The 21430-nt window shown below is 71.5% G+C and carries 17 protein-coding genes; 14 read left to right on the plus strand and 3 right to left on the minus strand.

Going from position 1 to position 21430, the window contains the following annotated elements:
- The first annotated feature begins 145 nt into the window (after positions 1-145).
- The 3 genes from PGH47_RS08945 (at position 146) to PGH47_RS08955 (ending at position 5049) form a co-directional block, all read left to right on the plus strand.
- Positions 146-1699 (plus strand): tetratricopeptide repeat protein, encoded by a 1554-nt coding sequence (locus PGH47_RS08945; RefSeq protein ID WP_271662968.1) that lies wholly within the window; start codon positions 146-148, stop codon positions 1697-1699.
- Positions 1696-3372 carry a nickel transporter gene (locus tag PGH47_RS08950; protein WP_271662969.1) on the plus strand — a complete coding sequence of 559 codons (1677 nt, stop codon included), beginning with the start codon at positions 1696-1698 and terminating at the stop codon, positions 3370-3372. Before PGH47_RS08945 ends, PGH47_RS08950 begins: the two co-directional genes overlap by 4 nt.
- Positions 3373-3435: 63 nt before the next feature.
- Positions 3436-5049, plus strand: a complete 1614-nt coding sequence (locus PGH47_RS08955) for a serine/threonine-protein kinase (RefSeq protein ID WP_271662970.1) — start codon at positions 3436-3438, stop codon at positions 5047-5049.
- Positions 5050-5070: 21 nt separating this feature from the next.
- On the opposite strand, the gene PGH47_RS08960 is transcribed toward PGH47_RS08955, so the two are convergent.
- Positions 5071-5880, minus strand: a complete 810-nt coding sequence (locus PGH47_RS08960; protein WP_271662971.1) for an SGNH/GDSL hydrolase family protein — start codon at positions 5878-5880, stop codon at positions 5071-5073.
- Between the two features lie 312 nt (positions 5881-6192).
- On the opposite strand from PGH47_RS08960, the gene PGH47_RS08965 reads away from it, so the two are divergent.
- The 7 genes from PGH47_RS08965 (at position 6193) to PGH47_RS08995 (ending at position 15944) form a co-directional block, all read left to right on the plus strand.
- The gene (locus PGH47_RS08965) at positions 6193-7401 is read left to right on the plus strand and encodes a S8 family peptidase (RefSeq protein ID WP_271662972.1); all 1209 of its coding nucleotides are present in this window, start codon (positions 6193-6195) and stop codon (positions 7399-7401) included.
- A gap of 175 nt (positions 7402-7576) precedes the next feature.
- The gene (locus tag PGH47_RS08970; RefSeq protein WP_271662973.1) at positions 7577-8014 is read left to right on the plus strand and encodes a hypothetical protein; all 438 of its coding nucleotides are present in this window, start codon (positions 7577-7579) and stop codon (positions 8012-8014) included.
- A 1-nt stretch (position 8015) separates the two neighbouring features.
- Positions 8016-9113, plus strand: coding sequence for a GNAT family N-acetyltransferase (locus PGH47_RS08975; protein ID WP_271662974.1), 1098 nt, complete (start codon positions 8016-8018; stop codon positions 9111-9113).
- A 373-nt stretch (positions 9114-9486) separates the two neighbouring features.
- Positions 9487-10332, plus strand: coding sequence for a glycosyltransferase family 2 protein (locus tag PGH47_RS08980; protein WP_271662975.1), 846 nt, complete (start codon positions 9487-9489; stop codon positions 10330-10332).
- On the plus strand, positions 10329-11333 hold the full coding sequence (locus PGH47_RS08985; RefSeq protein WP_093745456.1) for a glycosyltransferase: 1005 nt from the start codon (positions 10329-10331) through the stop codon (positions 11331-11333). The genes PGH47_RS08980 and PGH47_RS08985 overlap by 4 nt, the downstream gene beginning before the upstream one ends.
- Positions 11330-12130, plus strand: coding sequence for a polysaccharide deacetylase family protein (locus tag PGH47_RS08990; protein ID WP_271662976.1), 801 nt, complete (start codon positions 11330-11332; stop codon positions 12128-12130). The genes PGH47_RS08985 and PGH47_RS08990 overlap by 4 nt, the downstream gene beginning before the upstream one ends.
- Positions 12123-15944, plus strand: a complete 3822-nt coding sequence (locus PGH47_RS08995) for a lipopolysaccharide biosynthesis protein (protein ID WP_271662977.1) — start codon at positions 12123-12125, stop codon at positions 15942-15944. Before PGH47_RS08990 ends, PGH47_RS08995 begins: the two co-directional genes overlap by 8 nt.
- Positions 15945-15965: 21 nt before the next feature.
- Here PGH47_RS08995 and PGH47_RS09000 read toward each other — a convergent pair whose 3' ends face one another.
- Positions 15966-17378 (minus strand): GH39 family glycosyl hydrolase, encoded by a 1413-nt coding sequence (locus PGH47_RS09000; protein WP_271662978.1) that lies wholly within the window; start codon positions 17376-17378, stop codon positions 15966-15968.
- 221 nt (positions 17379-17599) lie between these two features.
- On the opposite strand from PGH47_RS09000, the gene PGH47_RS09005 reads away from it, so the two are divergent.
- Together PGH47_RS09005 and PGH47_RS09010 are read left to right on the plus strand one after the other, a co-directional pair.
- Positions 17600-18694, plus strand: a complete 1095-nt coding sequence (locus tag PGH47_RS09005; RefSeq protein WP_214335113.1) for a DUF5925 domain-containing protein — start codon at positions 17600-17602, stop codon at positions 18692-18694.
- A gap of 15 nt (positions 18695-18709) precedes the next feature.
- The gene (locus tag PGH47_RS09010) at positions 18710-19483 is read left to right on the plus strand and encodes a DUF72 domain-containing protein (protein ID WP_271662979.1); all 774 of its coding nucleotides are present in this window, start codon (positions 18710-18712) and stop codon (positions 19481-19483) included.
- 8 nt (positions 19484-19491) lie between these two features.
- Here the strand turns inward: PGH47_RS09010 and PGH47_RS09015 are convergent, their stop codons facing one another.
- Positions 19492-19860 (minus strand): GntR family transcriptional regulator, encoded by a 369-nt coding sequence (locus PGH47_RS09015; protein WP_125527481.1) that lies wholly within the window; start codon positions 19858-19860, stop codon positions 19492-19494.
- Between the two features lie 72 nt (positions 19861-19932).
- Between PGH47_RS09015 and PGH47_RS09020 the strand changes: the two genes are divergently transcribed.
- The gene (locus PGH47_RS09020; RefSeq protein WP_125527480.1) at positions 19933-20862 is read left to right on the plus strand and encodes a GNAT family N-acetyltransferase; all 930 of its coding nucleotides are present in this window, start codon (positions 19933-19935) and stop codon (positions 20860-20862) included.
- On the plus strand, positions 20843-21346 hold the full coding sequence (locus PGH47_RS09025) for a DUF402 domain-containing protein (RefSeq protein ID WP_271662980.1): 504 nt from the start codon (positions 20843-20845) through the stop codon (positions 21344-21346). The genes PGH47_RS09020 and PGH47_RS09025 overlap by 20 nt, the downstream gene beginning before the upstream one ends.
- Positions 21347-21430 lie beyond the last annotated feature (84 nt).

Raw genomic sequence — 21430 nt, forward strand, 5'->3', positions numbered from 1 at the left:
TGCCGGTCCGCTGTGGCTGGTCGCGCAGTTCCCCGCGCCCCTCTGGGCGTTGCCGGAGCCCCTTTTACTGGCGCGGCCCGCGAAGTACTCATCCCCCACGGCGCGGGCCGCGCCGCAGCACGCGAGAAGGAATCGAGGAGAGGGCATGGCCCCGCGGAAGAACGACGACGCCCCCGAGGACGAGGCTTTGCAGCGCGTCGAGCGGCACCTCTCGACGCCGGGGCGCATCTTTCAGCCCGTCCGGCGTCTGAGGACGAGGCCCGTTCAGGGCCGAAGCGGGGGTCCGGGGGCGGCAGCCCCCGGGGACGGGGAGGGCAAGGGCGCCGGGGGCGAGGAACGTGTCGCCGCGCTGCGGCGCTTCGCCGCGGCCGCACGGCGTCACCGGGCCCTGCACCTCGCCGGCTGCGCGGCGCTGCTGGCCGTGGCGCTCACCACCGGCTCCATCGCCCTCGGCGCCGCCCGCGACAACACGGGCCAGCACGTCGCCCCGGCCTCCGCCGCCGTCTCCCCCGGCCTGCTCACCACCGGCGACCTGGACACCGGCATCGCCTCCCTCCAGTCCCACCTCCGCGACCAGCCGAGGGACTTCGGCAGCTGGTCCACCCTCGGTCTCGCCTACGTCGAGCAGGCCCGCACCAAGGGCGACCCCTCCCGCTACCCCCAGGCGGAACAGGCGTTCAAGCGCTCACTCGCCCTGTCCCCCGACAACGACCAGGCCCTCGCCGGCCGAGCCGCCCTCGCCGCCGCCCGGCACGACTTCGAGGACGCCCTGAAGTACGCCGACCAGGCCCTGAAGGTGAACCCCTACAGCGAACGCGCCCTGTGCACCCGCGTCGACGCGCTGGTCGAACTCGGCCGTTACGCCGACGCGGCCAAGGCCGCCGACACCGCCGACGACCGCCGCCCCGGCATCCCGGTCTTCACCCGCTACGCGTACGTGCGCGAGCTGCGCGGTGACGTCCGCACGGCCGAGCGCGTACTGCGACAGGCACTCTCCTCCGCGATCTCCCCCGGCGACCTCGCGTACGTCGCGACCCAGCTCGGCCAACTCGCCTGGAACCAGGGCGACTACGACACCGCGCTCACGCACTACGCCCGAGCCCTCGCCGCCGACGAGAACTACCTCCCCGCCCTGGAGGGCCGCGCCCGCGCCCAGGCCGCCAGCGGCGACCGGGCCGGCGCGCTCAAGGGCCTCAAGGACGTCGTCGCCCGCTACCCCCTCCCCGGCCCGCTGGTGGAACTCGGCGAGCTGTACGAGTCGGCCGGCGACAAGGTGAAGGCGGACGACCAGTACGCCCTCGTCGACGCCTGGACGGCCCTCGCCCGCGCCAACGGCGTCAACGCCGACCTCGACACCGCCCTCGCGGCGGCCGACCACGGCGACAGGAAGTCGGCGCTGCGCGCCGCACGGGCAGAGTGGGACCGTCGGCGGACCGTGCACACCGCGGACGCCCTCGCCTGGGCGCTGCACGTCAACGGCAAGGACGAAGAGGCCCTCCCGTACGCCCGCAAGGCCACGGCCACCGGCTACCGCAATGCCGTGTTCCTCTACCACCGAGGCGTCATCGAGCACGCCACGGGCAATGCGAAGGACGCCCGCGAGCACCTGTCGGCCGCGCTGAAGCTGAACCCCGGCTTCTCCCCGCTGGGCGCCCGTCAGGCCCGTACGGCACTCAAGGACCTGGAGGCGGCCAAGTGACTCCCCGTCGTCTGTTCGCCTCCGGCGCCGCCGCTCTCACGGCGGCCTGCGCGCTCGCGCTGTTCGCCTCCCCTCCCGCGAGCGCGCACCCCCTCGGCAACTTCACCGTCAACCGCTACGACGGCCTGGTCGTCGCCCCCGGCGAACTGCGCGTCCACCACGTCGAGGACCTCGCCGAGATCCCGGCGACACAGGCGAAGCCCGACATCGAGAAGGTGGGCATAACGGCGTGGGCCCGGCAGCGCTGCGAGAGTGCCGCGCGGGGCAGCGAGGTCACGGTCGACGGGCGTACGGTCGAACTGACGCTGAAGAGCAGCCGGGCGCGCGTGCGCCCCGGCCAGGCGGGCCTCGACACGCTCCGGGTGGAGTGCCGGCTCTCGGCACCGGTCTCCGAGGGCGCGACCGTCGACCTCGGTTTCCGCAGCGCGGGAGTGGACTCCGGCCCGGGCTGGCGGGAGGTCACGGCGCGCGGCGACCGTATGACGCTCACCGCGTCGGACGTACCGAAGACCTCGGTCTCCGGCGAACTGACCAAATATCCGGAGGAGTTGCTCTCCTCCCCGGCGGACACCACGACCGCCTCGCTGCGCGTGCGCCCCGGCGGTCCAGCGCTCGCCGAGTCCGAGCAGGACGCCCCCGCCGCCTCGGTCCTGCCGCGCGGTGCCGACCGCTGGACGCGGGCCCTGGACGACCTGGTCTCCCGGCACGAACTCACCTTCGGCTTCGGCGCGCTCGCCCTGGTGATCGCGGTCTTCCTGGGCGCGATGCACGCGCTCGCACCCGGCCACGGCAAGACCATCATGGCCGCGGTCGCGACGGCCCGCGGCGGCCGGGCACGCCTGAAGGACGTCATGCCGCTCGCCGCCTCGGTGACGGTCACCCACACCCTGGGCGTGGTCACCCTCGGCCTGCTGATCACGGCCGGTTCGGCCGCGGCGCCCTCGGTCATCACCTGGCTGGGCATGGCGAGCGGCGCCCTCGTGCTCGCGGCCGGCGCGACCCTCGTACGCCGCGCCTGGCACATCCGAAAACACGGATACGGGCACGGACACGGGCACTCCCACGACCATCCGCACGACCACGGCGACCACTCCCACGAGCACACCCACGAGACCGACCACGCCCACAACCACGACCGAGAACCGGTCCTGGTCGCCGCCCACACGCATTCCCCCACCGAAACCCCCACAGCAGCCCAAACCCTCACCCACACGCACGCCCCCGCACATCCGCATCCCCACCCGCACCCGCACCCCCACAACCCCACCCCCAAGCGCGGTCTGCTCACCCACACCCACGGCGGTTTCACCCACACCCACTCCACCGCCCCCACCCTCCGCGGCACGATCCTGCTCGGCTTCGCCGGTGGGCTGGTCCCCAGTCCTTCCGCGGTCGTCGTGCTCGTCGGCGCGGCGGCGCTCGGCAAGGCGTGGTTCGGGCTGCTGCTCGTCGTGGCGTACGGCGTCGGGCTCGCCCTGACCCTGACGGCGGCCGGGTTCGCCGTCGTGAAGCTGGGTACCGGTGTCACCCGGGTACTGGACAGGCGCCCGCGCTGGACCGCGCACCCGGTCACGACGTTCCTGCGCAGGACGGCCCCGCTGGCGTCCGCGCTCCTCGTCGTGCTGCTCGGGGCCGGATTGGTGTTCAAGGGGGCGGCATCAGTACTCGGCTGAGCTACTTTTGGGAAGAAGTCGCACGGAGTGGAGATTTCGCACGGATGCGAATGGGGGACGCCCGTGTCCGAAGAACACGGCAGTGAACGGGTGATCGCGGGCCGCTACCGCCTCCTGTCCCCGCTCGGTGAGGGCGGCATGGGCACCGTGTGGCGGGCCCGCGACGAGGTGCTGCACCGCGAGGTGGCCGTCAAGGAGGTGCGGGCGCCGGCCGGTCTTGCGACGTCGGAGGTCGAGCGGATGTACGCCCGGCTGGAGCGCGAGGCGTGGGCGGCGGCGCGGGTCGCCAACCGCAATGTCGTCACGGTGTACGACGTGGCCACGCAGGACGGCCGGCCCTGGATCGTGATGGAGCTGGTCCGCGGCATCTCGCTCGCCGAGCTGCTCGACGCCGAGGGCCCGTTGAGTCCGCAGCGGGCCGCGCACATCGGTGCCGAGGTGCTGTCCGCGCTGCGGGCCGCGCACGACGCCGGGGTGCTGCACCGGGACGTGAAACCGGCCAACGTGCTGATGTCGAACGACGGCCGGGTCGTGCTGACCGACTTCGGTATCGCGATGGTCGAGGGCAGCTCGGCGCTGACGATGACCGGCGAGGTCATCGGCTCCCCCGAGTTCCTCGCCCCGGAGCGGGCGCTGGGTCGCACGCCGGGCCCGGAGTCGGACCTGTGGTCCCTCGGGGTGCTGCTGTACGCGGCGGTGGAGGGCAACTCCCCGTTCCGTCAGAACACCCCGCTGAACACCCTGCGCGCGATCGTCGACGACGAGCTGCCCCCGCCGCACCGGGCCGGTCCGCTGGCCCCCGTCATCGAGGGGCTGCTGCGCAAGGACCCGGCCGAGCGGCTGTCGGCCGGGCAGGCGGAGCAGGATCTGCGGATCGTCGGCGCGGGAGGCACGCCGAGCGCGGGTACCGTACGGGCGACCCCGTACGCCCCGACCGTCGCGGCGTTCCCGGCGCCGTCGCAGACCGCCCCGACGGCCCCGGTACCCGCGCCCGGACCGACCCGGCCCGTGACTCCCGGCCCGGCGACGGCCCCCGTCCGGCCCGACCGCAACCGGCGTGCCGCGCTCACCCTGATCGCGGGCATCGCCGTCCTCGCGCTGGCCGTGGCGGGGCTGACGTACGCCCTCCTCAACCGTGGGGGCGGCGACGGGAACGCGGGCGACGACGGCACCACGAGCCAGGCGGGCGGCGGGACCTCGCAGAAGGAGACCGAGGACGAGGGCGGCTCGAGCGAGGAGGAGAGTCCGTCGCCGAGTCCGAGCGAGAGCCGTACCAGCGCGCCGGCGCCGCAGACGGTGCAGGTGGCGCTGACGGGCGCGAACCTGGAGTACTCGGGGGCGTGTCCGCCGCCGAGCGGTGAGGCTCCCGCCTTCACGGCTTCGTTCACGGTGGGGCGGCTCCCGGCCGAGGTCACCTATCGCTGGGTGTCCGAGGACGGCAAGGTGATGGACCAGGGCTGGAAGACCCTGTCGTTCCCGGAGGGCGGCGGGCGGACGAAGCAGGACCGGGCGTTCGTGACGACGTACGACGACGGGACCTTCGAGAATCAGATCAGCGTCGAGGTCCGCGACCCGGTGAAGACGAAGTCCAACTCGGTGCCTTTCTCGGTGACATGTGAGACGGAGACCCCGACGGGCGGGGTCTCGCAGACGCCGAGCGGGTCACCGGAGTCGTAGGGAACCGGCTCGGCGGGGGTCTCAGGCCGCGCTGTTCAGAACCGGGAGATAGCCACCCGACTGGCCCGCGGCCGTCGGGTGGTACGACTCGGGGATGTTGAGCCAGTTCACGGAGTGCATCCACGAGCTGCCGGAGCAGAGTTCGTGCCCGGTGAAGGTGGTCCGTACGTCACCGAAGGCGAACCCGTGGTTCAGGGCACGCTTCTCGGTGGCCGCGTCGATGTAGTCGGCGGCTCCGTTGAGCGCCTTGCGCTTGGTCTCGGACAGGCCGAGGCACCCGGTCGCGCCCAGCTTGTAGAAGCGCGGGTAGCCCAGCACGACCACATGGGCGGTGGGGGCCTTGGCCCGGATGGCCGAGTACACGGTGTCGAGCCGGCCGGGCAGCGTGGAGTCGACGAACGCCTTTGCGGTGTTGATGCGCGAGACGCAGGCGCTGTCGGACTGGAGCACACAGGTCGTCATGATGTCCGCGAAACCGGCGTCGTTGCCGCCGATCGAGATGGACACCAGTGCGGTGGCGGAGGTGAGCGGACCGAGTTGACTTGCGGTCACATCACCCGTTTGAGCGCCCGAGCAGGCAGTGAAGTCGAACGACGAGGGTGAGTTGGCGGCGGCCCACAGGTAGGGGTACGCCTTCGTGCTGCGCTTGCAGTCGCCGCTGGAGCTGATGTAGCTGCCCGAGCCGAGGCCCGAGGAGTAGGAGTCGCCGAGGGCCACGTACCCGCCGATCGCGGCGGAATCGGCGGCCTGCGCGGTGGCTGCCCCGGTGAGGGCGGTGCCGACGGCGAGGAGGAGTGAGGCGACGTATACGGAAAGTCGGGAACGTCTCATGGAACCTCCCTATAGCAGGATCTCTGCCATAACCGTCGTACCAACTACGCGTGTTGACGGGAAGTGTCCATGCCAAGACTTTTCCGGGCATCGCGGCCCTCAACCCATGAGTAGCTTATGAGTTTGATTTCGCGTTCATGACAAGCCTGTTGACAGGTCGTCAACTCTCTTGTTCGTCACCCGCGGACCACAGATCCTTTACCTCGGCTTGGAACGGGAACGCGACGTTCCGGGCTGTGCGTGCGCCCCCGCACGCACCCCCCACATGTGCGCCCACCACATGCGCACCGCCTGGAGGAGGACTCCCTCGCAATGGCACAACTGCGTAGCAAGAACTTCCGGTTCGCCGCGATAACCAGCCTGGCGACCGCCGCCCTCGTCGGCGGACTCACCGCCCTCCCCGCCCAGGCCGCTCCGGCCGAGGGCAAGGTCCTGGCCGCCGGCTCCCCCACTGCCGTCAAGGACAGCTACATCGTCACGCTCAGGAAGAGCGTGGGCCTCAAGGCCTCCTCGGCCGCCGGCAAGGACCTGGTCGCGGAGTACGGCGGCACGGTGAAGAAGACGTTCACCAAGGCGTTGAACGGCTATTCCGCCACCCTCTCCGCGACCGAGGCCAGACGGCTCGCCGCCGACCCGGCCGTCGCCTCCGTCGAGCAGAACCAGCGCGTCCGGCTGGCCGACACCACGCAGACCAGCGCCCCCTGGGGCCTGGACCGCATCGACCAGGCCGCGCTTCCGCTCTCCGGCACCTACACCTACCCGGACAGCGCGGGCAGCGGCGTGACGGCGTACGTCATCGACACCGGTGTGCGCATCACCCACCAGCAGATCAGCGGTCGGGCCTCCTACGGCTACGACGCCGTCGACGGCGACACCACCGCCTCCGACGGCAACGGCCACGGCACCCATGTGGCCACCACGATCGCGGGCAGCACCTACGGCGTCGCCAAGAAGGCGAAGATCGTGGCGGTGCGCGTGCTCGACAACTCGGGCTCCGGCACCACCGCGGGCGTGATCGCGGGCATCGACTGGGTGACCAACAACCACTCCGGTCCCTCGGTCGCCAACCTGTCGCTCGGCGGCGGCGCCTCCACCACGCTGGACACGGCCGTGCGCAACTCCATCGCCAGCGGCGTGACCTACGCCGTCGCGGCCGGCAACAGCAGTGCCAGCGCCTCCTCGTACTCCCCGGCCCGGGTCACCGAGGCGATCACCGTCGGCGCCACCACCAGCTCGGACGCTCGGGCCAGCTACTCGAACTACGGCTCGGTCCTGGACATCTTCGCCCCCGGCTCCTCGATCACGGCGGGCTGGTACACCAGCGACACAGCGACGAACACCATCTCCGGTACGTCGATGGCCACCCCGCACGTCGCGGGCGCGGCCGCGGTCTACCTGGCGAGCCACACCTCGGCCACCCCGGCCGCGGTGGCCTCCGCGCTCACCGGCGGCGCCACGGCCAACGTGGTCACGAGCCCCGGCAGCGGCTCCCCGAACCGGCTGCTGAAGCTCGTTCCGTGACACACCTGAGCACCACCTGAACCACCGGTCCCCGCAGGCCCCACTCCTGCGGGGACCGTTCGCGCGGGAGTGCGCCTCGAACACCCGTCAAGAGGTCGTTCGCATCTTGACGACCGCTGCGGCACTGAGCCACATTGAAGCCCGGCATCCGGCGCTTCGGGGGGCAAAGTCGCCAATGCAGACCTTACGTATCAAGGCACGTATCAAGACAGACTCGGCCGAGGACGCCGAGCGTGCGCGACCAGGTCCGGGGAGGGACCTGACGGCGCTGCTCGCGGGCGCCGCGACGGCCGTGGGGGTGATCGGCGCGGTCCTCGCGCTGGTCGACTCCGACTCGCCGCTGCGCGGACCCTTCACCCTGTTCTTCCTGCTCGCGGCACCGGCCGGGGCCATCGCCGCCGCGCTGCGCGGGCTGGAACCGTTCGGCCGGACCGTGGCCTCGGTTGCGGGCGCGGTCGTGGTCAACATGCTGGTGACCCAGGGCATGCTCGCCGTGCACCGGTGGTCGGTACGCGGCGGAATCGTGGCCGTGACCGCGATCAGCGCCCTGATTCTCCTGCTGGTTCTGCTGCGGCGGCTGAGCGGCCGTACGACCCGAAGGCGGACTGACTGACGTGGACATCAGCGTGTACCGTCCCGGGGAGCTCAGCTCCGCCGACCGGGCGGCGTGGACATCGATGCAGTCCAAGGCCCATCTCCAGGGCTCGCCCGAGCTCGCCAACCCCTTCCTGTCGCCCGAGTTCACGCTCGCCGTCGGCCGCTGCCGGCGCGGGGTGCGCATCGCGGTGGTGCGGGAGGGCGGCGAGCCGGCCGCGTTCTTCCCGTTCCAGCGGACCGCGTCCGGCGTGGGCCGGGCCATCGGGCTCGGCGTCTCGGACGCCCAGGGCGTGGTGCACCGGCCCGGGTTCACCTGGGAGACCCGGGAGCTGCTGAAGGCGTGCGGGCTCGCCGTATGGGAGTTCGACCATCTGGTTCAGGGCCAGGCGGCGTTCGCGGCGGAGGCCTCCGGCACGTTCCCGTCCCCGGTCATGGACGTCGACCAGGGGTACGAGGCGTATCTGGCCCAACTCCGGGAGCGGTCGCCGAAGTTCACGCGGACGACGCTCGCCAAGGAGCGCAAGCTCGGCCGGGACCACGACGGCGTGCGGTACGTGCACGACGAGCGGGACCCGGCGGCGCTGCGCACGCTGATGGCCTGGAAGTCGGCGCAGTACCGCAGGACCGGGCGCAGCGACCGCTTCGCGCACGCGTGGATCACGCTCCTGGTGGAGCAGCTGTTCCACACCCGCTCGGAGCCGTTCGCCGGGATCCTGTCGGTGCTGTACGCCGGCGGCAGGCCGATCGCCGCGCACTTCGGACTGCGTACCGAACGGGTGCTGGCCTGCTGGTTCCCGGCGTACGACCCGGTGTTCTCGAAGTATTCGCCGGGTCTGGTCCTGCATCTGCGCATGGCCGAGGCGGCCGCCGCCGACGGGATCGCGTATCTCGATCTCGGCCGGGGCCAGAAGGAGTACAAGGACTCCCTGAAGACACGCGAGCTGACGGTGTCGGAGGGGTGGGTGACCAGGCATCACCCGGTCGCGTTCGGACACCGGGCACGCCGTGCCCCGGTCCGGGCGCTGCGCAACACCGTGCAGACCCGGCCGGAGCTGTTCGAACCGGCGGACCGGCTCCTCAAACGTATGGGGAAGATCCGGTCCGGAAATAGCTAACTCCGGTCAAACCAACAAAAACGTGAGGGCTCGTTCCAGCTCTTGCCATACTGGCTCAATCGTCAATACCGTCGTATATCTCACTCGCATCGGACGGTCGGTCGCGGCTCTAGGGGAGGGCTCAAGGACCGCGACGGTCCCGGCGCGGGGCGCGGTAGGGGGGTGCTCGGTGAAGGTGTCCGCACTTGAGTCCGAGTCGTGCCGCGCGACCGGCTGCCGCTTTTCGGGTGGCCGGCCAGAAATGCCAGCTCACCACACGCGTACGGGGATTCGTTCTGCCGTGCCGTGAGTGAGAAACCCCCCTTTCGAACCGGACACACAGCCGGGCCGCCCAGGGGCGGGCGGTCCACCGGACGAGAGGGACACCTGACTCATGAGTTCTTTTCTGCGCCCGGCGGTCGCGGACCAAGATCCGTCACCGGTCGGCAAGTACCGGCCCATCTCCTCTCACCTGGCCATCGCGCCGCCGGTGAGCGTGGTGATCCCAGCCATGAACGAGGCGGAGAACCTGCCGTACGTCTTCAAGACCCTTCCGGACTGGATCCATGAAGTGGTCCTGGTGGACGGCAACTCCACCGACGACACCGTCGAAGTGGCCCGTGAGCTATGGCCCGAGGTGAAGGTCGTCCGGCAGCACGGCAGGGGCAAGGGGGATGCCCTGATCACCGGGTTCGCGGCGGCCACCGGCGACATCATCGTGATGGTGGACGCCGACGGCTCGGCGGACGGCCAGGAGATCGTCAGTTACGTCTCCGCCCTGGTCTCCGGCGCCGACTTCGCCAAGGGGTCCCGCTTCGCCAACGGCGGGGGCACCGACGACATGACACCGATCCGCAAGCTCGGCAACTGGGCCCTGTGCACGGCCGTCAACCGCAAGTTCGGCGCCCGCTACACCGATCTCTGCTACGGATACAACGCGTTCTGGCGGCACTGCCTGGACAAGATCGAACTCGACTGCACCGGCTTCGAGGTGGAGACCCTGATGAACATCCGGGTCGTCAAGGCGGGCCTGAAGGTGCAGGAGATACCCAGCCACGAGTACCTCCGCATCCACGGCACGAGCAATCTGCGGGCCGTGCGGGACGGGCTGCGGGTGCTCAAGGTGATCCTGAAGGAGCGCTCCAACCGGCGTGCCCTGCGCCGCCGCACCGCCGCGGCGCACTCCCCTGTGCTCGACTCGGTCCAGCCGGGTCACTCGGTCCGGGGAGAGGCGTCTTGAGCGGTCCCGACATCTCCGTCGTGATCTGCGTGTACACCGAGGACCGCTGGGAGGACATCCTCGCGGCGGTCTCCTCGGTACGGGCGCAGGCGTATCCGGCCCTGGAGACGCTGCTGGTCGTCGACCACAACGAGGCGCTCCTGGACCGGCTGACCAAGGAGTACAAGGAAGCGGCCGACGTACGGGTGCTCGCCAACGCGGGCCCCCGCGGTCTGTCCGCAGGACGCAACACCGGCATCGCCGCCTCCTACGGCGAGGTCGTCGCGTTCCTCGACGACGACGCCGTGGCCGAGCGCGACTGGCTGCGGTACTTCGCGGCGGGGTACGCCGACCCGCGCGTGATGGCCGTCGGTGGGCGCACCGAGCCGATCTGGGCGTCGGGGAGGCGGCCGGACTGGTTCCCGGAGGAGTTCGACTGGGTCGTCGGCTGCACCTACCGGGGCCTGCCGGACGGGCGGGTCGAGGTACGCAACGTCCTCGGCGGCAACGCCTCCTTCCGGCGCACCGCGTTCGACTTCGCGGGCGGCTTCGCCACCGGCATCGGGCGCGACGGCGACCGGCTGCCGCTGGGCTGCGAGGAGACGGAGCTGTGCATCCGGCTCACCCGGGCCAGGCCCGACACGGTGCTCCTGATCGACGACCGCGCGGTGATCCACCACCGGGTGCCCGAACCGCGCGAGCACTTCAGGTACTTCCGCACGCGTACCTACGCCGAGGGCCTGTCCAAGGCGCTCGTGGCCCGGAGTGTCGGCGCCGGCAAGGGCCTTGAGTCCGAGCGCCGGTACACCACCCGGGTCCTGCCGGCGGGGGTGGCTCGCGGGCTGCGGGACGCCGTACTGGCCCGGCGGGGCGGCGCGGGCCGGGCGGGCGCGATCGTCGCGGGGGTGCTGACGGCGGCCGGTGGGTACGTCGTGGGGAGTGTCCGGGTGCGCCGAGGGGGCGTCACGTACTCGGTGGCGGGCATCGAGGGGGAACCGCGCCGCGAGGGGGGAAGCAGATGACCGACGGGCGCGTGCCCATTCTCATGTACCACGCCGTCTCCACCTCGCCGAACGACGCCACCCGCGAACTGTCGGTGGCGCCGGAGGCGTTCGCGGAGCAGATGGCGCTGCTCGGCGACCTCGGCCTCACCCCCGTGCGGACGGCCGACCTGGCGGAGCGCTGGCGCTCCGGCAAACCGCTGCCCGAGCGGCCGGTGCTGATCACCTTCGACGACGGCTACGAGGGCGTGCACCGGCATGCGCTGCCCGTGCTCGCCGAGCACGGCTTCGCGGCCACGGTGTTCGTCTCCACGGGCTGGCTGAGGGGCCCGCACGACACCGGCGGCGGCCTGGACACCATGCTCGACTGGGACCAGGTGCGCGAACTCGCCGCCGCGGACGTCGAGATCGGCGGCCACAGCCACACCCATCCGCAGCTCGACCAGCTCCCGGACGACAGGCTGCGCTCCGAGCTGATCCTGTGCAAGGAGATCGTCTCGGACCTGCTCGGCACCGTCCCGGCCTCGTTCGCCTATCCGTACGGCTACTCCAGCCGCCGGGTGCGCGAGGCGGTGCGCGAGACCGGGTACGCCCAGGCGCTCGCCGTCAACAACGGGCTCGCGCGGCGCCGGCAGGGGCCGTACGCGCTCACCCGCCTCACCGTGCGCCGCGCCACCGGTATCGAGGAGTTCCGGCGGATGGTCGAGGGCCGTGCGATCGCCCGCACCTTCGCCAGGGACCGCGCCCTCACCAAGGGGTACGCAGTGGTCCGCAGAGCCCGACAGGTCCGCCGGAAGGCCATCCGTTCCCGTGTCTGACACGACGACCACGACCGAGCCCGCATCGACCGACGCGAAGGCGCCCGAGCAGTCGGGGCGCCGCCTTCGCCTGCCCGGCCTGGGCAGGTCCTCCGGGGGCAGCCAGCTGTTCCGCAACGCCTACGCCCTGATGATCAACACCGGCGTCTCCGCCGTGCTGGGGCTGGGTTTCTGGCTGGCCGCCGCCCGCTACTACTCCGAGTCCGCGGTCGGCCAGGGGTCCGCCGCGATCGCCGCGATGAAGTTCCTCGCGGGGCTCACCGCGGTGACCCTGACGGGTGCGCTGGCCCGCTTCATCCCGGTCGCGGGACGCCGGAGCGGCCGGCTGATCTTCCGTACGTACGCGGGCAGTTGTGTGATCGTGGCGCTGGCCGCGGGCGTCTTCCTGGTGACGCTGGACCTGTGGGGGCCGTCGTACCGGTTCCTGAACGGGCCGCTGAACGGGCTCTTCTTCGTCGTGGCCGTCGTCGCCTGGAACCTGCTCACGCTCCAGGACGGGGTGCTGACCGGGCTGCGCAGCGCGCTGTGGGTGCCGGTCGGCAACACCGTGTTCTCCGCGGTGAAGCTGGGTCTGCTGGTGGCGTTCGCGGTGGCGATCCCCACCGCCGGTGTCTTCGTCTCGTGGGTCGCGGCCATCGCGGTGTCGGTGCTGCCGCTGGGCTGGCTGGTGTTCCGGCGGCTGGTGCCACGCCATGCCGCGGCGACCGAGGAACACGCCCGTCAGCCGTCCCTGAAGGAGATCGGGCGGTTCCTGGCGGGCGACTACACCGGCTCGCTGTTCTCGCTGGCCGTGGTCTATCTCATCCCCGTGATCGTGGCCGCGCAGGTCTCCTCCGAGGACAACGCCTACTTCTACATCACGGCCACCATCGGCGGCACCGTCAATCTGCTCGCCATCAACATGGGCGCCTCCCTCACGGTCGAGGGCGCGCACGATCCGGGCCGGCTGGCGGCCAACACCCGTGCGGCGCTCAGGCGCATGGCACGGATCATGATTCCGGTCGCCGCGATCCTGTTCTTCGGGGCGCCCTGGATCCTGGGCGTGTTCGGCCCGGGCTACGCGGACGCGGCGACCCCGCTGCTGCGCTGGTTCGCGGTCGGCGGGCTGCTGCGGGTCGTCATGGAGACGTACTTCGCGGTGCTGCGCGCCCAGAGCCGGACCGCCGGACTGGCGTGGCTCCAGGGGCTGTTGTGCGCCCTGGTGCTCGGTCTGACGCTGGTGCTGCTGCCGCGCATGGGCCTGACCGGCGCCGGTGTCGCCGAGATCGCGTCCCTGTCGGTGATCGTCGCGATCGCCGCGCCCAGGCTGTACCGGACCGTGCGGGCCTCCCAGGGCGAGGTGCCCGAGGACGCCGCTCCCGACGGCGACCTCGCCGACCTGGGGGCGCGCGAGGCGTCGGAGGGGGCGCGCAAGCGCGGGCCCGCCTGGTCGCTGGACAACGACACCCTCGCGCTCGGCATCCACGTCGACTTCGACCACCTGGAACGCCGGCCCGACGTCCGCCCCGGCCCTGGGACGCCGCCCACGGGCACACCGCGGATCCGGCCCGAGCACCGGCCGACCTGGGCCCGCACCTCGGAGTTCGGTCTGCCGGTGCAGGAGCGCCGGGCGTCGGCCGAGCCGACCGAGGTGGACGCCCCGTTCGAGGACGAGTTCGACGCCGGCAAGGGCGAGGCGGCCGAACCGGAGGAACGCGAGGAGACGCTCGTACGGGAGGAGACCGCCGTACCGGAAGAGCCGCCCATGCACGAGAAGCCCGTGCCGCCGGCCGAGGTGCCCGCGCCGGGCGGGCGGGAGCGGCTGCTGCCGACCCGGCTCGGAGTGATCCTCGGCTGTCTGCTGACCGCCGCGCTGCTGCTGTACTGGGTGCCCGCGCTGCGGCTCGGCGAGAGCGACCTGGACGGCATGGGCGGGCTCGGGCTGATCTCGGTGCTGCCGTCGCCGACGCTGCTCGGGGCCGCGCTGCTGGCGGTGACGTTCGCGTCGCTGCTGTGGCTGGGCCGTGAGCACCGGGCGCTGCTGCTGATCACCCTGCTCGCGACGGTCGTGTCGCTGCACGCCCTGCCCGCCCTGATCGAGACCGAGCCGCGGTTCGCGACGGCCTGGCAGCACCTGGGCTTCCTCGACTACATCGACCGCACCGGGTCGGCCGTGCCCGACCTGGACGCGCGCTGGAGCTGGCCGGGCTTCTTCGCGGTGGCCGCGTTCGCCGCGAAGGCGTGCGGGGTCAGCGACCCGGCGGAGCTCATCCGCTGGTGGCCGCTGACCATGCAGCTGCTCTACCTGGTCCCGATGTTCCTGCTGGTGCGCCACATGAGGGCGAGCTGGCGGGCCAAGTGGACCGGCATCTGGGTGTTCGTGCTCGGCGGCTGGGTGGGCCAGGACTACTTCTCGCCGCAGGGCTTCACCTATCTGCTGTACCTGGTGTTCGCGGCGGTCCTGCTGGTCTGGTTCCGCGCGCCGAGGGTGATCTGGACGAAGCGGCGGCCCGGCGAGCTGGAGGTCGAGCCGACGGACCGGCGGCAACGGGCCGTGCTGCTGATGGTGGTCATCGGGCTGTTCGCGGCGAGCGTCCCGGCGCACCAGCTCACGCCGTTCGTGATGCTGGGCGTGCTGACGGCGCTGGTCCTGGTCGGCAGGTCCGAACTGCGCGGCCTGCCCATCCTGTTCGGCGTCATGGTGACGGTGTGGATCGGCTTCCTGGCCGAACCGTACTGGTCGGGCCACTTCGACGAGCTCTTCGGCGGGGTCGGCGGCGTCGGCTCGAACGTGTCGTCGTCGGTGTCCGGCCGTATCGAGGGCGGCAGTTCGACCCACAAGCTGGTGCTGTACGTCCGTGTCCTGCTGGCCGGCGGTGTGATGGCGTTCGCCTGCTGGGGCTGGTGGCGCAGGCGCTTCCACCACTACCGGGAGCGTTCGCTGCTCGTCCTGACCTTCGTGCCGTTCCTGGGCTTCGGGATGCAGTCGTACGGCGGTGAGATGGCCCTGCGGGTGTTCATGTTCGCCCTGCCCGGCGCGGCGCTGCTCACGGGTCTCGCGTTCTTCCCGCGCACCGGAGTCACCGCCAAGGAACGCGACAAGGACCGGGTGAGCCTCGCCCCGTTGGCCGCGCTGATGGCGGGCCTGGTGCTGATGGGCGGCTTCCTGGTGGCCCGCTGGGGCAACGAGCCGTTCGAGCGCGTCAAACCCGGCGAAGTCGCCGCCATGGAGTACGTGTACGCCCATGACGATCCGAGCCTCAGGCTGCTGTGGCTGAGCAGCGACCCGGTCGACGACGTGACACCGGCGATGCCGTGGGGCTCGCGGGACATGGAGAAGGTCTCCTACCTGCCGACGCAGGCGCCGGTCGACCCGGTGCTGGTGTCGGGCCTGGTGAAGGCGCTGAAGGACGCCGGCCCGAACTCGTATCTGATGATCAACCGGGGTCAGGTCACCTATCTCCGGCTGGACGTGGGCTATTCGGCGAGCTGGGAGACGCGGCTGCTGCTGAACCTGGACAAGCGCCAGGAGCTGAAGCGGGTCTTCGCGAATTCCGACGTGACGATGTACGCGTTGCGCAAGCAGCCGGCGGGTGCGGTGCCGAAGGCCGATCCCGGGCCCATCGGGCCGCAGGTGACGTGGACGCCGTGGTCGGTGGTCGGCGGGCTCGCGGCGGCGGCGCTCATCGTGCTGCTGATGGCCCGCGAGATCGTCCGGGTGGCGGCGCCGAGCGTGCGGCAGCTGCGTTGGCTCCAGAGCAGCTTCTGGTTCTCGCTGCCGCTGCTGGCGGTGCTGCTGGCGTCGTTGGTGCAGCGGTTCCTGACGATCAAGTGAGGACCGTAGGGGTCAAGTGGCTCAGCGCTCCAGCCACTTGACCTCGTATGCCTGGAGCTGGACCTTCTTGCCGTCGATCTTCACGGTGGTCTGCCGGTCGAGGGTGTTCACGGCCAGGATCACCTCGTCCGTGGCCAGGACCCGTACATCGGACCCGGCCACGGACACCGGCCTGTACTCGGCCCCCGGCCGGAACTCCGTGCCGAACCGCGAGACCAGGTCGTACATGGGCAGCTTGGCGCCGCCGTCCGCGGTGTCGGTCGGCGTCCACAGACAGCCGGCGCACTCGGTGCCCTTCTCCTTCTCCGGGTTCCAGTAGAAGGCGGAGGTGGTGCCGCCCTTGGCGAGCGCGATCATGCCGGCGGCCTGGACGGCGCCTCGGCGGGCCTCGGACCAGCCCTTGCGTTCGTCGTTGCCGTCGGCGGGCTCGACGTAGTACTCGGCCCACCACAGCGGGAGATCACCGGTCTGCTTCCGCACCCACCGGCTCACGTCCGTGAACTTGTCGGTGGCCGTGAACTCGTCGGGCAGGAGTTCGTCGTCGCGGGTGTAGCTGGAGCCGTCGACGACGACGAAGTCGGCGCCCGCCTTGTGTTCGTTCCAGTACCCGAAGGCGTCGACGGTGCGACGGTCGAGGGCTCCCCAGGGCCCGGTGAGGGCCTTCGACGCCTCCTCGGCGCGCGGGTCGACGCTGTCCATCACTAGGTACGGCCCGCCGACCATGATGTCCGGGTTGACCTTCTTGAGCGCCCGGTACACGAGGTTGTACAGCTTCGTGTAGCCCTCGTAGTCCCAGCGAGCCTCGGCGTCGTTCCAGAAGCCCTTGAACTCGTTCCAGACGATGAAGTGGCGTACGTCCGGGTAGCGCCTCGCGACGGTCACGGCGAGATCGGCGTAGTCCTCGAAGTGCTCGGGGTCGGGCGCCGTCTCCAGGGCGGCCTGGCTCCAGTCGGTGTTGTCGACGCCGGCCTCGCCGCCCTTCATCCAGTCGGGGGCGCAGCACAGGGTGACGACCGGGGTGCTGCCGGAGGCACGGACGAAGTCGATGCGGCGGTCCATCGCCTCGAAGTCGTAACGCCCCCTGACCGGCTCGGGGTTGTCGGCGCCCCAGCCCATGACGTGCTGGATCTGCGGCAGCCCGCCGGCGGCCGCGAGCCGTCCCTCGACGCGCTTCACGGCGGCGGAGTCGCCCTCGTCGGCGCTGTGCTGGGTGTGCGTGAAGCCCCAGCCCACCTGCGGATCCGTCGCGTCCGGCGTGGCCGTCGGGTTGCCGTGCGGCTTGTCGCCGTCGCGTGTGGTGCCGTCGGTGTCCACGCCGTTGCCCGGAAGCGTGTTGAGGAGGGTCACGAGCAGGGCCAGTGCCGCGGCGCCCACGCCGAGCAGCGCGGTGAGCCGCCACCGCCGTGCCCCCGAATTCCACCCATGACGTCCCATCAAGGACAACGGTAACGGGGGTGTCGGCCGCTCGGGCAGGTTTCGTCCCCACACGGTCCTGTAACAGGGCGCGGAGGCGCACGGGGATGCGATCGGGATGTGGGAAGGGGAGGCCACGGAGGCGCCGGGGGAATGCGACGCACGCACCGGACGTGCACCGTTGGCGGGATGTGGCACGGAAACCGGGTGCACGGGGCCGTCGCGTGCCGGATCATGGCCGCATGTCTGCGAACCCACACGACGCTCTGCCGATCCGGCTCAACGTCGACGACAGCGACTCGCCGTCCGACGTCGTCGACGCGCTGTTCCTCGGCCGCTTCGCGACGGGCGAGCAGCCGTACTCGCACGCGGCGAACATCGACCGCGTACGGTCCGGGGCGACGCTCCTGCCGCCGGGCGCCCGTGTGCTGCGCACCGCCCGTGACGACGACCGCAGCGCGACGCTGGCGGAGGGCGACGGCTGGACCCTGCTGATCTCCCGCTGGAACCGCGGTGCCGACGTCACCGTGACCGCGACCAGCGAGGAACTGGCCGAGCGGGTGCTGGGCGAGGCGACGGACGGCGCGGCCGACGAGCCCGAACCGCAGCCGGAGAACGTGACCATGGGCTTCTGGTACGTCTCCCCAAGGCGCGGCCCGCATCGCACGACCCGGCAGATCTCGGCGGGCACCTGGGACGAGGTGCGGGCCAACTACACCGCGCCGGTCGCGGACGCGATGGACCGCCTGATGAAGACGACCCCGGAGGACATCGCCGGCCGGCTGCTCCTGCTGCACGGCCCGCCCGGGACCGGCAAGACGTCGGCGCTGCGGACCCTGGCGCGCTCCTGGCGGGACTGGTGCCAGGTGGACTGCGTGCTGGACCCGGAGCGGCTCTTCTCCGACGTCGGCTATCTGATGGACATCGCGATCGGCGAGGAGGACTCGACGGGCAAGGGCCGCTGGCGGCTGCTCCTGCTGGAGGACTGCGACGAGCTGATCAGGGGCGAGGCGAAGCACACGGCGGGGCAGGCCCTGTCGCGGCTGCTCAACCTGACGGACGGCCTGCTGGGCCAGGGCCGCAACGTCCTGGTCGGGGTGACGACCAACGAGGACCTGGAGCGCCTGCATCCGGCCGTCGTCCGCCCCGGCCGCTGCCTGGCCCGCATCGAGGTGGGTCCGCTGACCCGGCGCGAGGCGGTGGGCTGGCTGGGCGCGGAGGAGGGCATCGGCCGCGAGGGCGCCACACTGGCGGAGCTGTACGCGCTGAAGCGGGGCACTTCGCCGACGGCAGTGCCGGATCCGCGGGACGGGGCCGACGCGGGGCTGTATCTGTAGTGCTTTGATGGGGGTATGACCCTGTTCGTCGGCACGTCGGGGTGGCAGTACAAGGACTGGCGGGACGTCCTGTACCCGGCCGACGTACCGGTGCGCCTCTGGCTGGAGGAGTACGCCGCGCACTTCGCCACCGTCGAGATCAACAACGCCTTCTACCGGCTGCCGACGCGGGAGAACTTCGAGGCGTGGCGGGACCGGGTGCCGGAGGACTTCGTGGTCGCGGTGAAGGCGAGCCGCTATCTGACCCACATCAAGCGGCTGCGGGATCCCGAGGAGCCGGTGCACCGGCTGATGTCCCATGCGCAGGGGTTGGGCGCCCGGCTGGGCCCGGTGCTGCTGCAACTGCCACCCACGCTGCGAGCGGACGCCGGCCTGCTGGACGCGTGCCTGGCGTGCTTCCCGTCCTCGACGCGGGTCGCGGTGGAGCCACGGCACGACAGCTGGTGGACACATCAGGTGCGCGAGGTGCTGGAGTCCCGGGGCGCGGCCCTGTGCTGGGCCGACGTCGAGTCCCGCCCGGTGACACCGCTGTGGCGCACCACCGACTGGGGATACGTCCGATTCCATGTGGGCCGCGCACATGTGTGGCCGCACTATGGCCGACAGGCACTGGCGACATGGGTGGAGCGCATCACCGACATGTGGTCGGACACCGAGGACGTGTACGCGTACTTCAACAACGACCCGACGGGGGCGGCGGTGCAGGACGCGATGACGTTCGCGAGGGCGGCGACGGCGGCGGGCCTGGAGCCGACGCGCACGCCGCGGCGCCTTCCGTCGCCGGCCTAGCGACTTGCCTACTCCCCGTAGGCCGCCCGCAGCGCATCCCGTACGGCGCCCAGCGCGTCCGCTTCCGTCAGCCCCAGCCGACGGGCACGATCGACGTACGTCTGGGCAGCCGACGCGAGCTCCCGTTCCGCGGCCGAGCCTGCGGCGGCCACGAACGTGCCGTTGCGCCCCCGCGTCTCGATCACCCCGTCGCTCTCCAGCGCCCGGTACGCCTTGGCGACCGTATTGGCGGCCAGCCCCAGGGACTCCGCCAGCCCGCGCACGGTCGGCAGCCGGTAGCCCACCGGCAGCGCCCCCGATCGCGCCTGCTCCGAGATCTGCGCCCGCACCTGCTCGTACGGTGCGGCACTGTCGTCGATGTGGATCTTCAAGGTCACAGGGCCGATTGTCCCGTACCCGCCGGAAAATGAGAGGCATCCGCGCACATCCCCCACGTAGCGTGCGCCTTCATGACCGTGACCGTGCGCGACCTCCGCCCCGAAGTGCCCGCCGACGTCGAGCGTTTCGCCCACAGCCGCCACCTCGCCCTGCCGTACATCCTGTGGACCCCGGAGGCCATCACCCACCGCCAGGCCCACACCCATCCCGACGCCCACTACCGCTCCCTCGTCGCGGAGGAGGACGGCGAGACGATCGGCACGGCCCAGGTCGGCATGGCGTACGACAGCCCGGAGCCCGGCCAGGGTTACCTCAACGTCTATGTGCGGCCGGACCGCACCCGCCGCGGTGCCGGCGAGCTGCTGGTCCGCGCCGCCGAGGAGCACCTGCGCTCGCTCGGGGCGACCAAGCTGTTCTCGTGGGTCCTCGACGAGCCGGGCAACCGCGCGTTCGCCGAGCGGCACGGCTATCGCGCGAGCCGCTCCGCCCACTTCCTGCGCCTGGACCTGGCGGGCGGCACCCTGCCGCCGCTCCAGGACCTCCCGCCCGGCGTCGAGCTGCGCACCGCCGCCGACTTCGCGGACGACCCGCGCCCGCTGTTCCTGCTCGACGCGGAGACGACGTCGGACGAACCGAGCGACGTGGGCGCCGAGTTCACCGACTACGAGGCATGGCTGGCGGAGACCTGGAAGCATCCACTCCTCGATCTGGACCTGACGTCGGTCGCCGTCGTCGACGGCCGTCCCGCCGCCTTCAGCTCCGCCTTCACGGACCGTGCCACCCGCTACGCCACGGCGATGACCGGCACCGCCCGCGCCCACCGCGGCCGGGGCCTGGCCAAGCTCGCCAAGAACGCCTCCCTGCACCGCGCCCGCGCCGCCGGCTACCGGGAGGCGTTCACCGGCAATGACACCGACAACGAGCCCATGTTGGCGATCAACTTCTGGTTCGGCTATCAGATCTGTGCGACGGAGGTCCGCCATGTCCGCGAACTCGGCTGAGCGGCCGCGCTCCCTGGACGTGGTCCTCGTCAAGGGCGGCCGTACGAAGATCCGTTACGCGGCCGAGCTGGTCGCCGACGACGGCACCCGGATCGCCGTGCGCGCCCCCTGGTCCGGTGACGGTGTCCGCGACTTCGGCTTCGTGCGGTTCGAGCCGGGCGACGTCTTCACCGAGTACTACTGGCGCGACCGCTGGTACGCCGTGAAGGAGGTCCGCGATGCCGCGGGCACCCTGAAGGGCTGGTACTGCGACATCACCCGACCGGCCACGCTGTCGGGCACGGAGCTGGTCGTCGAGGACCTCGACCTGGATCTGTGGCGCTCCGCCGACGGCACGGACGTGCTGCGTCTGGACGAGGACGAGTTCGCCGAGAGCGGTCTGGAGCGCTCGGACCCGGAGGCCGCCGCCGCGGCCGTGGCGGCTCTCGACGAGCTGGAGGTGTTCGCCACGGTCGAGGGCGGCCTGGAGTCACTGCTGGCCTAGGGCGCGTGGGGTGGGCGCCGGTCGCCGTTGCCGGTGAGGCCGCCGCCACCAGGGTGTGCTGCGCGTCGGGCCGTCGCCACAGTC

The sequence above is a fragment of the Streptomyces sp. HUAS 31 genome (genome assembly GCF_028198125.1).
GTDB lineage: Bacteria > Actinomycetota > Actinomycetes > Streptomycetales > Streptomycetaceae > Streptomyces > Streptomyces chartreusis.